Consider the following 14325-nt stretch of genomic DNA (forward strand, 5'->3'; position numbering starts at 1 on the left):
GTCCTTGATAAGAAAAACTTATAGTATTCTAGATTAGTACTGTGGAAAGATGAATATGTACGCGTTTTCACTATTTAAAATAACATAAAGTTTTGGCACCCACAAGCGCTGACACTATTCCAAAAAAGTATTGAACCACTCTTTAGGGGCAAAATACATGAGATAAACCAGGAAGCGAGGTGAAGGATCTTGGGCAAAAGAAAGGCGAATCATGTCATTCCGGGAATGAACGCTGCCAGCGCTCAGGGAAAAGGAGCAGGCTATAACGAGGAGCTTTCCAACGAACCGCTGACAGAGCTGCAAAGGCAAAACAACAAAAAGAGAAAAAAGAACCAATAGAGATGGTAAAAGCGGAAGGGATTCCCTTCCGCTTTCCATTTACTGCAGATTGACTTCTTCAACCATTTTCCGCAAATCCTGCTGGAAGCGCTCAAGCTGCGAACGCTGTGTTTCAGAAGCGACTTCCAGCGCATTCTCAATCTGCTGGTAGGCTTCATTGACTTCGTTCCTCAAATGCTTAAGCTGGTGTCCGTAGCTGGCGGTATCATACACAATATCGGTGTACAAATCCTTCACTTCTTCAAACCCTTGCTGTGCAGCCTGGTAAGCCTGCTGCTTATTTTTATGGTAAGGCATGGCGATTCCTCCTGAGTATATATATGGATGTTTCATTTCGTTTATTGATTCACTCGAACTGGCGAGTTATCCGTTAAAATGTGCATTGCGCAAGGAATTTATTCAGTATAAATTCGCCTTGTCGATTGCAAGCTAAGCCCAGGAGGGATGAACATGGTAAATAAAAATGATGGCAAAGATATGCGTAAAAATGCTCCAAAAGGCGACCAGGCGGGACAGCCTGCACCAATGAGCGGATCGAAGAAAGTAAAAAACCGCAACCATACAAGGCAAAACCATGGCGGCGGCCACGATATGTAGCTTTTTTAGGAACAGCAAAAGGTCCCTGCATGGTAGGCAGGGACCATTATTATTTCGCGAATGAAGTTAATGCCTCGATGATCAGATTTTCTTCTTCTTCGGTTACACTTCGCAGGTCCAGATGAATTTCTTCCTTTTGGATCCGGACCACGATTGCCGGATCGGCCTCCACCCGCAGCTTGCGTGCAAGCTGGGAGGCCGTCATTTGCCTATGGGAAAGCACCACAAGCCATGTAGGCAGCTCCACATCCGGCATCGTCCCTCCGCCTACCTGGCTAACGCCTTTCTGTAAGCCGAGAGAATACTCGTCCGTCTGTTCTTTTAGCCTGGCGATGAACCCTTCAGCTTTTCCTTTGATTTCATCCGCTGTCAGGAGCAGGTCATGGACCGTCGGGATGTTTTTGATTCCCTTCTCGCCTTTCAAATAGTCAGCCAGTGTTCCTTCCAAGGCGGCAAGCGTCATCTTATCAACTCGAAGCACCCTGGCCAGCTGATGCTTTTTAAGCTTGTCAATCAGATGCTTTTTGCCGGCGATCATTCCTGCCTGGGGACCGCCCAGAAGCTTGTCTCCGCTAAATGAGACAATATCGGCCCCCATTTTAAGGACTTCGCTGACCACAGGCTCATCGCCGATTCCGTGCTGGCGGAAGTCGTAGAGGACCCCGCTTCCAAGATCTTCATAAAAAATGACGTTTTCGTGCTGTGCGGAAAGCCGGGCCAATTCTTCGGTTTCCACACTCTTGGTGAATCCCATGATTTTAAAATTGCTGGTATGCACTTTTAAAATCATGGCAGTCTCTTCAGAAAGCGCCCGCTCATAATCTTGAAGATGCGTCTTATTCGTAGTGCCGACTTCCACAAGCCGTGCTCCGCTTTCCTCCATGATCGATGAAATCCTGAATGAGCCGCCAATTTCCACAAGCTGGCCTCTTGAAACAATGACTTCCCTTTTCTCAGCCAATGCGCGCAAAATCAGGAATACGGCAGCGGCATTATTATTGACCACCATCGCCGCTTCTGCGCCGGTGATTTCCTTTAACAGCTCTTCGGCATGTGTGTGCCTTGAGCCTCGTTCGCCTTCCTCAAGCTTGTATTCGAGATTGGAGTAGTTCTGGGCAGTATCAAGCACATGTCGGGCAGCACGGTCGCTCAGCCGCGCCCTGCCCAGGTTGGTATGCAGGATGGTGCCGGTTGCATTGATGACCCTTTTTAAAGTATAGTCCTGCTGCTTATTGACGGCCTCGCCAAGCCTGTTAAAAAGCTCATCCAAAAAAGCGCCTTCCCCGGGTTCCGGTCCATTCCAGCTTTTATTTATGATGGATAGGCGAATTTCGCCCATTATCTGTTTGAGTATGTCCGTCAAGATGCTCTCATCGGTTCCGGTTTCGGCGGCCATCCCGTTAAAACGGGCATCCCGCTGAAGCTCATGAACCGGCGGCATCTGTCTTAAAAGATGATTCACTTCCTATTCCCTCCACTTTTACACATTGCCACTATTATATCATTTATTGCCAAAGGGAAGAGGAGACAGTCTTTGACATTATGTGGACAGTTTTTATATGGAGGACTATATGTGCTTCACAACACCATGCGGGCTTCCTACCCTCTGATGGCCGCCTCGTCATAGCAAAAGCGGGCACCCATACGTCTGATGGACGACCTTAACTCCCTACCCATGAACAAAACGGGCTTCCATATACACAATGGACGACCCGAATCCCCTCTTCATAGTCAAAACGGTCCTCCATACACCTCATGGACGACCTTAACTCCTTCCTCTTGCCAAAAACGGTCCTCCATACGAAGCTACCCCAACCATTCCCCCCATTCACCGCTCCGTCTTTTAATCCCTCCTCCCCCTTGTCCTAATTCCCGCCCCGCCTGCATATACTGGTCAGGAAAAGCTGGTATTTGGGGGGAAAGCCTATGTTTCAACTATTGGAGAAAGCGGTACTTGGCATGGCGGCATTGAGACTTTTATCCGGAAGCATCGAAATTTTTGCGGCTCTGCTCATGCTCAAGCTGAATGACATAGGAAAAGCTCTTGTGGTAAACAGTTCGCTTGCCCTTGTCGGCCCACTGATCCTGATCCTTACCACGACAATCGGCTTGCTGGGACTTGCCGATAAAATTTCGTTCGGCAAGATGTTCTGGGTCCTGCTTGGAGTCGGGTGCATCCTATATGGAGTCAAAAGCAGCTGATTCCCTAAAATGAACTTCCCTTGCATGAAACCGCACACTTCAAGAGAAACTAGCCTTGAGATTACTGCAGGAGGGATAGCATGGGGATTTTAAGCGGCAATCCGAAAGAAGAGCCTTTGCATGCCGGCGAAGTATACAGCCTTTGGTCGCATCTGCTGGATACCAAAGGGCTGTATGTCACCTTCCAGGTACTGAACAGCCATACCGGTGACCATGACTTAAAGGAATTTCTCAAGGATTATTCCGAGAATGTCATCAAGAAGGAAGAGGAGCAGGTGGAAACCATTTTGAAGGAGAATGGAATCAGGCTCCCGCCTGCTCCGCCTGACCGGCCAATGGTCAATATCGAGGACATCCCGGCAGGCGCGCGATTCAACGACCCGGAGGTGGCCATCCTGGCCGGAAAGGAACTCATGGCCGGCAAGCAGCTTTGCAGCCATATTTCAAGCATCGCCATCCGCACGGACATTGCCGAAATGTATAATGAATTTTATACCGAGAAAGTGGAATATCAGGGGAAACTGCTGAAGATGATCAAGGACAAAGGCTGGCTGGTACCGCCGCCTCTCAATATCAAATAGTGCCCGTTTGCCACTATGGACCTCCAGTATACGGCCGCCTGAGATGGGACAACCTACACAAAAAAAGCGTCCGCAATGGACGCCTTTTTTATTTATCAAGCATGGCAATGATATTTTCAGAAGAAGGAAACAATCCAGTTTCATCCTTAGAATAGATCTTTTCGCCGTTGACAGTGACTTCAAATACCCCGCCGGATGCAGGGATCAGTTCCATCTTGGAAATCCTGGTACGGAAGTGTGTAAAAAGGTCTTCTGCGAAACTCGCAGCTTTTGGCGCAAAGTTTCACTGCATGCAAAATTCGACTGTAATGTGATAGCTTTCCATTTCAATGCCTCCGATTTGAATTTTATACTGCCATTGTAGTGGAAACGCGGCGATTTAGCAATTTCCCGGATTTCTGAAGTGCTTTTAAAAGTAAGCTCCTGTATACTAATGTCTGGAGGTGTTAAGCTTTGAGTGAACAAGAAAAAATCCGTCTAACCTCTTTGTCAACTAAAGCTGGCTGAGGGTGCAAAATCAGTCCTGAGGACTTGGCGCAGGTTCTGCGTCTATTACCAAAACAAGATCCCGTACCGGAACTTCTGGTAGGAAATGAAACATCCGATGATGCCGGTGTCTACAAACTGACCGACAGCATTGCCCTGATCCAGACGGTCGACTACTTCACCCCCGTTGTGGATGATCCATATATGTTTGGCCAGATTGCCGCTGCCAACGCGCTGAGCGATGTGTACGCGATGGGAGGCGAGCCGAAGACCGTCATGAACATCGTCGGTTACCCGGTGAAGAAGCTGGGGCCTGATATCCTCTCTGAAATCATGAGAGGCTCCGCCGACAAGGTGAAGGAATCGGGTGCCGTTACAGTCGGAGGCCATTCCGTCGATGACCAGGAGCCAAAATTCGGCCTTTCGGTAACAGGTATTGCCCATCCGGATGATATCTGGAAGAACGTCGGCGCTAAGCCTGGCGATGTGCTTGTTCTTACCAAACCGATCGGTGTCGGCATCCTGACAACCGGCATCAAGCGAAATGCTGTTACTCCCGAACAGGAGAAAAGTGTCGTTGAAGCCATGGCTCTGCTGAACAAATCGGCGGCTGAGGCACTTAAGCCTTTCCGGCCGCATGCGGTTACAGATGTCACCGGCTTTGGATTGCTCGGCCACGGCAGCGAAATGGCTGGCGGCAGCGGAGTGAGCCTGGAAATTACCCTTTCCAAAGTGCCTGTTCTGGACGGCACGTTTGAGCTTGCGGCTCAAGGTGTGGTTCCAGGCGGCTCAAAAGCCAATCATAAATGGCTTGAGAACGATATCGACTATGGTGATCTAAGCACCGAGGAACAGCTCGTCTTGTGCGATGCGATCACCTCTGGAGGACTGCTGGCTGCCCTTCCCGAAGAAGCAGCAGGCGCGTATGTGGAAGAATGCCATAAGCGCGGCCTGAGCCATGCTGCCATCATTGGCCGTGTGGTAGGGAAAAGCGACAAGCTCATTACGGTTCTCCGTTAAAAAAACAGCATGCCTTTCATTGGCATGCTGTTTTTCTATGCAACCCGCTTATGGAAAAACCCCATCACTTCCACCGTTTCTGTTATATTGACAAAGGCGGCCGAATCAATTTCCGAAATCAGCGACTTTACTTCCGTTAATTCATATCGCGATATGACGGTCATTAAAATATGCCTCCTTGTATTGGAGTAACCACCGATTCCATCCATCACCGTCACTCCCCTGTATACGTTTGTCAGCAAATGCTGGCGCATCTCTTCGCCTTTTTCGGTAATAATGGTCAGCGTCAGTTTTACGTGGTGCGTGAACACGGCATCCACCACCTTGCCGGTCACAAAAATGGAGGCCATTGTATAAAGTGCTGCATCCCAATTAAATAGAAAACCACTTATCAGGATGATAGCACCATTCATGACTGTCAGCATGGAGCCAATTGGAAAATCCCTCTTCCGGGCGATAAGCATGCCAATCACGTCAAAGCCGCCGGAAGAACCAGAACAGCGGAAGATGAGTCCGATACCAAGACCAACCACTGCTCCCCCAAAAATCGAGGAAAGGACCATTTCATGGGCAATTTCCACAACCGGAATCATATAAAGCCCAATCGAAATCATCGTCACCGCCAGGATCGTCAGGAGGATAAATTTCCGGCCAAGCTTAAAGTAGCCCAGAATAAGGAGCGGCAAATTCAGCAGGAAATTGGCAACCCCTGTATCCATGGGGGTCAGCATGCCAACGATCATGGAAATTCCGCTCAATCCGCTGCTTAAAATTTCATGCGGTATCAAGAATAGATTAAACCCGGCAGCCGTAATCAGCGAGCCAATGATGATCCCGATATATTGCATTGGGATATCCTCCTTCTCTGTATCTTATATAAGAGCATACAAAGGGATCAGGCATAAGTAAATTTAATAGTTTTTTATAATAATTTAAAGAAATCTGGCAAACTTTGCCTCGGAGGACCGAGACCTCCTGCTCCACCCCACAAAAAAAGGACAGCCGCAGCTGCCCTTTCTCCTGTTAAGCGTTTTGCTTATTCAACTTTGTTTCAAGCTTGGCGAGCATATCCTTTGTCATTGCATCGAGGTCGTATGTCGCCTTAAAGCCCCATTCTTCTTTGGCCGCGGTGGCGTCAATGGAGTTTGGCCAGCTGTCGGCAATCTTTTGGCGGACTGGGTCGACATTATAGGAAAGCGTGAAGCCTGGCAGCTCCTTTTTGATCGAAGCCGCTATTCCCTCGGGATCGAAGCTCATTGCCGTCACATTGAAAGCATTGCGGTGCTTCAGCCGGGAACCGTCCGCTTCCATCAAATCAATAATCGCCTGAAGAGCGTCCGGCATATACATCATGTCCATATACGTGCCTCTATCAATATAGGATGTGTAGCTTCCATTTTTAATAGCTTCATAATAAATTTCCACCGCATAATCGGTCGTGCCGCCTCCTGGAGGGGTGACATACGAAATCAATCCCGGGAAGCGCAATCCTCTTGTATCAACGCCAAACCGGTGGAAATAGTAGTCGGCAAGCAGCTCGCCCGCTACTTTGTTTACCCCGTACATCGTGGTTGGGCGCTGGATGGTGTCCTGGGGCGTATCGTCCTTTGGAGTCGACGGGCCAAACGCACCGATCGAGCTGGGTGTGAAGAACTTGGCGTTCCGGTCCCTGGCTGTTTCCAGGGCATTCATCAGGCCGCCCATATTCAGGTTCCAGGCAAATACCGGATTGGCTTCTGCTGTTGCCGATAAAAGGGCCGCCATGTGGATGATCGTGTCTGCCTGATGCCTGGCGGCGATTTCCGCCATCTTGTTTCCATCCATCACATCAAGGATTTCGAAAGGGCCGTCCTTGGCTGCCTGGCTGTCGTTTGTTCTAACGTCGGTGGCTAGGACATTTGCACTGCCGTATGCTTCCCTTAGTTTAACTGTCAATTCTGAACCAATTTGTCCAAGAGCCCCAGTAATCATAATCCTTTTCATGCTGCAGTTTTCCTCCAAGTCTCTCCTAGCTTTTTATTGAATGATGCCCATTTCCTTGCCAACCTTTTCGTAAACAGCCAGGGCACGGTCAAGCATCTCTTTCGTGTGTGCTGCGGAAGGCATATTCCGCACACGTCCCGTTCCCCTCGGCACCGTTGGGAATACAATGGATTTTGCATACACACCTTCTTCATTCAGCCTGCTGCTGAACTTCTGTGTCTGCACTTCATCGCCAATGATGCAAGGCGTAATCGGTGTTTCGCTGTCTCCAATATCGAACCCAAGCTTCTCAAGACCCGCTTTCAGGTAATTGGCATTCTCCCAGAGGCGCTGATTCAACTCGGTGCTTTCTGACAAAATCTCAATCGCCTTGATGGACGCAGCAACATCGGCCGGCGTAAGAGAAGTCGAGAACAGGAACGGACGGCTTCGGACTTTGAGCCAGTCAATCAAGTCGCGTTTCCCGGCCACATAGCCTCCGACTACCCCAATCGCTTTGGAAAGCGTGCCAATCTGGAAATCGATTTTATCTGATAAGCCAAAATGTTTGACCGTTCCTGCTCCATCGCCAAGAACACCTGATCCATGGGCATCGTCCACATAGGTAATCAAATCGAATTCCTCGGCGATCTCCACGATTTCCGGAAGCTTGGCAATATCGCCGTCCATGGAGAAAACGCCATCGGTGATCACCATGATTTTATTGTATTTGCCTGAGTCTCTTGCTTCTTTGGCTTTTGTCCGCAAATCCACCATGTCGGAATGATTGAAACGGATGATGGTCGCACGGGAAAGGCGGCAGCCGTCAATGATGGAGGCATGGTTGAGTTCATCGGAAAGAATGGCATCATTCTTGTCCATGACAGCGGAAATCGCCGCCATGTTGCAATTGAAGCCCGACTGATAGGCGATAGCGGCTTCCGTCTTCTTGAACTGAGCAAGTTTTTCCTCCAGTTCAAGATGGATTTCAAGCGTTCCATTGATCGTCCTTACCGCACCTGCACCAACGCCATAAGTATTGACCGCTTCAATTGCAGCCTTTTTCAACCTGTCATCGGTAGCCAGACCAAGATAATTGTTGGACGATAAATTAACAAGCTCCCTGCCGTTTATTTGGATCAACGGGCCATTTGCGCTTTGCAGCGGATCGATCACATTGTAGAGACCCTTTACTTTTAAGTCTTCAAGGTTTTCATTTAAAAATTGCCCCAACTGTTTGCTGGACATGAAGATACCTCCTCGATATACATTTGTCTTTTTCACAAGGACATTAAACTATTGATTTATGACTGATAAAATCTAGGTTTAACAAAATATACTTTAACATATTTTATGCAAATGTACACTCATGAGAGACAGAGAATACAAAAAGAAGAAGACAGCCGCTGTCTTCTTCTCAGTCATGATGAAAATGTTATTTCTTATCTTTGCGGAGCTTGAATTTAAACCGCTTTGGCAATTGGCGTCTCCTGATTGGAAATCTGGGATCCTTTTCCTTGAAGAAACGAACCACTACATAGAGGATATAGGTGGCAAGCGCAGCATAAAAGAAAATGGGCACCTGTTCGAACCGTGCTTTTGCAAAAAGATACACCATATAAAACAGGAATAATGTGATAAGGACACCGTACTTCGGCAAACCAATCTTTTTAAAGCTGGGAAACTTAATCGTACTGACCATCAAAATCGCAAGCACAAAGAAGATGATCAGGAAAATCATGACCGGAATCCTGTTGGCGAACATCACCAAAAAGGTGACGATTCCGCCGGCAAGGGTAATGGGAATTCCCTTAAAATGCTTCAGTGTTTCGGTTGGAGGGGTGATATTGAACCTTGCCAGGCGGTATGCCCCGAATAACGGAAACAAACCAGCCATGAGGATTCCGTATGTCCCAAAACCGTCAAAGTACGTATGAGCGGCAAGGAAGGCCGGCACGACGCCAAATGAGACGATATCGGCAAGGGAGTCCAGCTCCTTCCCCAATTCGTTGGAAACACCGAGGATCCTCGCGACCCGGCCGTCGACAGCATCGAGCATGATGGCAATGAATATCAGGATAACGGCATTCCGATAATCGCCATTGATAATATAGCTGATTGCCAGGAACCCGCAAAATAAATTTCCAAATGTGAGCAGATTAGGTATATGTCTTTTCATATCGCACGCCTTTCTAATGTCAAAATAAGCATGATTCTATCATAGTCTCTTATTCCCTATTTTCCAGTCAATAATGTTAAAGAATGATCACAATGAGTACCGAATTTTTCCTGTCTTCCCATTATATTCGATTCTCCCCCGGTAATAAAACCTATTTTATTCAAAAAAAATAGCAGCGCTTATTCGCCGCCGCTATATTTCTATTATTTGACAAGCAATTCTTCTATTTCTCTTGCAAGCCTCTCCGCACCTTCACGGCTGAGAATAATTTTACCGCCGGCGAATTCATGATTATCCTGGCTGACGTTCCCGGTCATCATGCAAGTTTTATCTGGCTGGTATTTCTGGAGGATGATCGTATCTTCATCTACAAAAATTTCAAGCGGGTCATTTTCCTGAATCCCCATTTTTTTGCGAAGCTCCATCGGAATGACGATACGGCCAAGCTGGTCTGTTTTGCGGACAATCCCAGTCGCTTTCATAATTATTCCTCCTTCCCTAAGACAATTATAGCAAACGGAGGGATATTTTTACATTATAAATGATTCTTTCGTCCCTTTTCTATGAAAAAGGCCCTGCCCACAGGGGAGGACCTTTCTATTGCTGATTTCTTATTTTGTTCCGGGCTGTGGAGTGCTGCCATTGTTTTTAAGCAATACTTTCAACCCTGTGCCAATATCGGAGGCAAGGACAAAATTGCGGTCCACATAGACCCCCCAGATATCCGATTTTTCCGGTACATACTTGCCGATTTCCACAGGATTCGCAGGGTCGCTGATGTCAACTGCCCGTACCCCGCCAGCATAATGGGACAGATAAAGCGTATTGCCATGTACCTTTGGATCGTGGACGGTGTTGGCGAAAGTTGTTCCATTTTCAATATTGTCCACAAGGTCGGTTTTAAATTCGCTTAATAGTTTTGGATTGGTTTTATCTTTAATGTCGAAAATCCTTGTATAGCCATAGGAAGATTCATAGCCAGGCCTTACTGGAACATACACTTCCCTTGTTTCAATCAGCACATTTCCGCCCTTGGCCAGCGCTGCTGAATGCGCAGATCCCTGCTGGTTGCTTGCGAAATCGGTTCTTCCCAGGAACTTGGGGTCTTGTGGGTTGCTGATATCAAAAATGATTGTGCCCAAATCCCACATGGAAATGTAAGCAAACTTCCCGGTTTCGTCGACCATCGTGCTATGGTTGAAGACCGGGCGTGTCTTGCCGTCCGGGGCATTCCAATGGTATCCATTAAAGTCTTCCGGTATTTCAGGAAGCGTTCTCGGATCGAATTCCCAAACCTTTTCCGGCTTCGCAGGGTTTGACACATCAACAATCTGGAAGTCTTTTTCTTCTCCATGGCTATAATAATCAGCGTAAGGATTGGCAGCGAGCACAATCGCCCGGTTTCCCTGCATGGTTAAATAAAGCTCGTGTGTTCCGTTCGTCTTCTTTGTCACTTCGTAGAATCCAAGCTTTTTAGGAGAAGCCGGATTGGTGACATCATATAAAAGGAATCCGCCTTTTGATGCTGGATTGGTCCTGCTGATCTGCTGGACGCTGACAACCGCAAGATCCCCTTTGAAATCTGGAGTATTGACGGACTTGACGATCACCTTTTCCTGCCATGTTCCCGGAATATCATTCCCGAAAACAGCAACTTCCTTAGGGTTGGACGGGTCTTTCAGGTCAAAAACTCGGACACCGCCGTTGCCGCCGTTTTGGGTATGAGTCCCAATGTAGGCATACCCTTTATGTGCAAAAACATCACCGAATGAATTTTGCTTGCCGTCCGGACGGACAACCTTCATTTCCGGGGCTGCTGCTTCATGAAGGAATTGCAGGTTCTTGCTCCCTTCCAGCACAGGGACGGCCAATTCGCTGTATCCTTGTCTTTCACCTTTTTCAATGTTGACATCCCCAAGCTCATCATGAGCAAGTACATTAAATGGAATCGCTGCAAAAGCCAGACTCCCTGCAAGAATGGTGCTGGTAAGCAAGTTTCGTTTTTTCAAAAGAATTCCCCCAAATTCAAAAATATGTAAAAACCTTTCTATTTAACAATATAGCAAGGGGATAAAACGAGCTCAAACACTTATTTCAATATTTAGTAAATTCAGTTAGATATTCCTATATTTTCATAAGTCTTCGCGAATCTATTGGCGGTGTTTTTTAGAGATAGAGCATGACATCGGACCTATATCATTTTAGGCGGAGTCCGGCTTACTCTGCCTTATCCAATATAAAACACTGGTATGAAACGCTGGGTTTTAGTATTATCGAATAATGAGCAATTTTATTTAACCCATAAAAGCGAGGAAAAAATAGATGAGTTTATTAACCGTAGAGAAATTAAGCCATACATTTGGCGATCGGACTCTTTTTAAAGATGTATCCTTCCGCCTCCTGGCTGAGGACCATGCGGGGCTGGTCGGCGCAAACGGCGTTGGCAAATCAACCCTGATGAACATCATTACCAACCAGCTGATTCATGACAGCGGAAAAGTCGATTGGACACCAGGGACACATTACGGATACCTGGATCAGCATACCGTCCTGACACCGGGGCGCACTATCCGCGACGTATTGAACGATGCCTTTCTTCCCCTCTTTAAAAAGGAGGAAGAATTAAATGAAGTAACTGGCAAAATGGCGGATGCCTCTCCAGAGGAGCTGGAAGAGCTGCTCGAGCAGATGGCAGCCATCCAGGACGAGCTGGATGCCGGCGGTTTTTACACACTGGACATGAAAGTCGAAGAAGCAGCCCGCGGGCTTGGCATCGATGCAATCGGGCTTGACCGGGATGTAGCCGCATTGAGCGGCGGGCAGCGGACAAAAGTCCTGCTTGCCAAACTTTTGCTGGAGCAGCCAAAAGTGCTGCTTCTCGACGAGCCGACCAACTACCTGGATGTCGAGCATATTCGCTGGCTTTCCGGCTACCTGAAAGAGTATCCGTACGCATTCCTGCTGATTTCCCATGATACCGAGTTCATGAACTCCGTTTCCAACGTGATCTTCCACCTGGAATTCTCCAAGCTGTCCCGTTATACGGCGACGTACGAGAAGTTCCTCGAGCTCGCGGAAATCAATAAGAACCAGCATCTCAATGCCTATGAAAAACAGCAGGAATTTATTAAAAAGCAGGAAGACTTCATCGCCAAGAACAAGGCGCGCTACTCTACCACAGGACGGGCAAAGAGCCGCCAGAAACAGCTGGACCGGATGGAGCGCATCGACCGGCCGGAAACAGCAATCAAGCCGACCTTCGAGTTCAAAGAGTCGCGCAGCAGCAGCCGGTATGTGTTTGAAGGCACTGATTTTGAAATCGGCTATACACACCCGTTGCTTCCAAAGCTGTCGATGACAATCGAGCGCGGGGAGAAAATTGCCATTGTTGGTATGAACGGTGTCGGAAAATCGACGCTGTTAAAAACCATTCTTGGCAAAATCCCGGCATTAAGCGGGAAAATCGAGCGCGGGGATTTCCTGTATCCTTCCTATTTTGAACAGGAAGTCAAAGCCAGGGATATTACGCCAATTGACGATGTCTGGAGTGCGTTCCCGAGCCTTGATCAGCACCAGGTAAGAGCTGCCCTGGCCCGCTGCGGGTTGAAAAACGAGCATATTTCCCGTCCCCTTCCGCAGCTGAGCGGCGGTGAACAGGCGAAAGTGCGCCTTTGCAAGCTCATGATGGAAGAAAGCAACTGGCTGCTGTTCGATGAGCCGACCAACCACCTGGATGTCACAGCCAAGGAAGAACTGAAGAAAGCGATGAAAAACTTCAAGGGAACGATCGTCCTTGTCAGCCACGAACCTGACTTTTATGAAGACTGGGTCACAAAGGTGTGGAATGTGGAGGAATGGGCGCAAAAAGCGTAACGAGGATAACCGGCGCCTTAAACGGCAAAGGGACTATAAAAAATCCGCCATTTCTTCTATTAATAATGGCGGTTTGTTCAATCGATAAATGCGATATGCTTTTATCCATGCTATCGATTAAATAAATTGTGCCTTCGATTTCAATACGTTATGATACAAACGTACTAATAGAAAAAGGAGACTGCACATGAAAAAACATCTTTTAGCACTTGCCTCCCTGATGTTCATCCTCCTGCTTGCAGCTTGCGGCGGCGGAACGGAAGAAAACAAGGAAGAGAACAAGGAAGAAAACACAGCAACTGAAACAAAGGAAGTCATTAAAATTGGAATGATTCCCGATCAAAATGCAGCCGAACTTAATAGAAGCATGGATGATTTTGCGGCAGACCTTGCCGAAAAGACGGGATTTGAAGTAGAATATGTTCCTTCGGTTGATTATGCTGCATTGGTTACTGCGTTTGAGCGCGGCGAAATCCAGCTGGCCTGGTTCGGCGGTCTGACAGGAGTCCAGGCCCGCAATGCGGTACCTGAAGCAGAAGCGATTGCACAGCGCCCAATTGATGAAAAATTCAAATCGGTGTTTATCGCACAAAGCGACCTGGATGTATCCTCTTTGGAAGACTTAAAAGGCAAAACCTTTACATTTGGAAGCGAAAGCTCCACTTCCGGCCATTTGATGCCCCGCTATTTCATGACAGAAGCAGGCGTTAATCCTGACCAGGATCTTGATGGCAACCCAAATTACTCTGGATCTCATGATAAGACCTACAAACTGGTCGAATCCGGTGCCTTCCAGGCAGGTGCACTGAATATTTCGGTTTGGGAAGCAGCCGTTGCCGAAGGCAGTGTCGATCCTGATAAAGTGAAAGTCTTCTATACAACTCCAGAGTATTATGACTATAACTGGACAGTTAATAAAATGGATGAAGAAACGAAGACCAAGCTGACGGAAGCCATTCTCTCGATGAAAGCCGGCGACAATGAAGTGATGGACCTGCTGGCAGCAGAGCAATTTATCCCGACCAATAATGACAACTACAAGGCCATTGAGGAAGTTGCCAGAGAACTAAAGATTATCAAGTAGGT

15 protein-coding genes and 1 pseudogene are annotated in these 14325 nt (G+C 47.6%); 7 read left to right on the forward strand and 9 right to left on the reverse strand.

The window, feature by feature from the left end; genetic code table 11:
• The first annotated feature begins 189 nt into the window (after positions 1-189).
• Positions 190-339, forward strand: a complete 150-nt coding sequence (gene sspO, locus WQ57_RS14060) for a small acid-soluble spore protein O (protein ID WP_046524422.1) — start codon at positions 190-192, stop codon at positions 337-339.
• Positions 340-378: 39 nt separating this feature from the next.
• On the opposite strand, the gene WQ57_RS14065 is transcribed toward sspO, so the two are convergent.
• The gene (locus WQ57_RS14065; protein WP_046524423.1) at positions 379-636 is read right to left on the reverse strand and encodes a hypothetical protein; all 258 of its coding nucleotides are present in this window, start codon (positions 634-636) and stop codon (positions 379-381) included.
• Between the two features lie 153 nt (positions 637-789).
• Between WQ57_RS14065 and WQ57_RS25920 the strand changes: the two genes are divergently transcribed.
• On the forward strand, positions 790-936 hold the full coding sequence (locus tag WQ57_RS25920) for a small acid-soluble spore protein P (protein WP_064537370.1): 147 nt from the start codon (positions 790-792) through the stop codon (positions 934-936).
• Between the two features lie 49 nt (positions 937-985).
• On the opposite strand, the gene selA is transcribed toward WQ57_RS25920, so the two are convergent.
• Positions 986-2398 carry an L-seryl-tRNA(Sec) selenium transferase gene (gene selA / locus WQ57_RS14070; protein ID WP_084820282.1) on the reverse strand — a complete coding sequence of 471 codons (1413 nt, stop codon included), beginning with the start codon at positions 2396-2398 and terminating at the stop codon, positions 986-988.
• Positions 2399-2862: 464 nt separating this feature from the next.
• Between selA and WQ57_RS14075 the strand changes: the two genes are divergently transcribed.
• Together WQ57_RS14075 and WQ57_RS14080 are read left to right on the forward strand one after the other, a co-directional pair.
• The gene (locus WQ57_RS14075; protein WP_046524424.1) at positions 2863-3138 is read left to right on the forward strand and encodes a YqhV family protein; all 276 of its coding nucleotides are present in this window, start codon (positions 2863-2865) and stop codon (positions 3136-3138) included.
• A gap of 80 nt (positions 3139-3218) precedes the next feature.
• Positions 3219-3719 carry a DUF3231 family protein gene (locus WQ57_RS14080; protein WP_046524425.1) on the forward strand — a complete coding sequence of 167 codons (501 nt, stop codon included), beginning with the start codon at positions 3219-3221 and terminating at the stop codon, positions 3717-3719.
• Between the two features lie 88 nt (positions 3720-3807).
• On the opposite strand, the pseudogene WQ57_RS26255 reads toward WQ57_RS14080, so the two are convergent.
• Positions 3808-3990, reverse strand: a pseudogene (locus WQ57_RS26255) (Rdx family protein); the annotation flags it as partial.
• Between the two features lie 182 nt (positions 3991-4172).
• Between WQ57_RS26255 and selD the strand changes: the two are divergent.
• Positions 4173-5225: a selenide, water dikinase SelD gene (gene selD, locus WQ57_RS14085; RefSeq protein WP_084820283.1), complete on the forward strand. Its 1053-nt coding sequence runs from the start codon at positions 4173-4175 to the stop codon at positions 5223-5225.
• 35 nt (positions 5226-5260) lie between these two features.
• Here the strand turns inward: selD and WQ57_RS14090 are convergent, their stop codons facing one another.
• The 6 genes from WQ57_RS14090 to WQ57_RS14115 all read right to left on the reverse strand — a co-directional run bounded on the left by WQ57_RS14090 (position 5261) and on the right by WQ57_RS14115 (position 11375).
• Complete coding sequence (locus tag WQ57_RS14090; protein WP_046524426.1) at positions 5261-6073, reverse strand: YitT family protein; 813 nt, start codon at positions 6071-6073, stop codon at positions 5261-5263.
• A 175-nt stretch (positions 6074-6248) separates the two neighbouring features.
• A complete protein-coding gene (locus WQ57_RS14095) occupies positions 6249-7208 on the reverse strand; it encodes an L-threonine 3-dehydrogenase (RefSeq protein WP_046524427.1) in 960 nt (319 codons plus the stop codon).
• Positions 7209-7241: 33 nt separating this feature from the next.
• Positions 7242-8435 (reverse strand): glycine C-acetyltransferase, encoded by a 1194-nt coding sequence (locus WQ57_RS14100; protein ID WP_046524428.1) that lies wholly within the window; start codon positions 8433-8435, stop codon positions 7242-7244.
• Positions 8436-8622: 187 nt separating this feature from the next.
• Positions 8623-9366, reverse strand: a complete 744-nt coding sequence (gene pssA, locus WQ57_RS14105; protein ID WP_046524429.1) for a CDP-diacylglycerol--serine O-phosphatidyltransferase — start codon at positions 9364-9366, stop codon at positions 8623-8625.
• Between the two features lie 203 nt (positions 9367-9569).
• On the reverse strand, positions 9570-9848 hold the full coding sequence (locus tag WQ57_RS14110; protein ID WP_046524430.1) for an AbrB/MazE/SpoVT family DNA-binding domain-containing protein: 279 nt from the start codon (positions 9846-9848) through the stop codon (positions 9570-9572).
• 129 nt (positions 9849-9977) lie between these two features.
• On the reverse strand, positions 9978-11375 hold the full coding sequence (locus tag WQ57_RS14115) for an LVIVD repeat-containing protein (RefSeq protein WP_046524431.1): 1398 nt from the start codon (positions 11373-11375) through the stop codon (positions 9978-9980).
• 313 nt (positions 11376-11688) lie between these two features.
• On the opposite strand from WQ57_RS14115, the gene WQ57_RS14120 reads away from it, so the two are divergent.
• Positions 11689-13239, forward strand: coding sequence for an ABC-F family ATP-binding cassette domain-containing protein (locus WQ57_RS14120; RefSeq protein WP_046524432.1), 1551 nt, complete (start codon positions 11689-11691; stop codon positions 13237-13239).
• Positions 13240-13426: 187 nt separating this feature from the next.
• Positions 13427-14323, forward strand: coding sequence for a putative selenate ABC transporter substrate-binding protein (locus WQ57_RS14125; protein WP_046524433.1), 897 nt, complete (start codon positions 13427-13429; stop codon positions 14321-14323).
• Positions 14324-14325 lie beyond the last annotated feature (2 nt).

The organism is Mesobacillus campisalis, assembly GCF_000986785.1.
Taxonomy (GTDB): domain Bacteria; phylum Bacillota; class Bacilli; order Bacillales; family Cytobacillaceae; genus Mesobacillus_B; species Mesobacillus_B campisalis.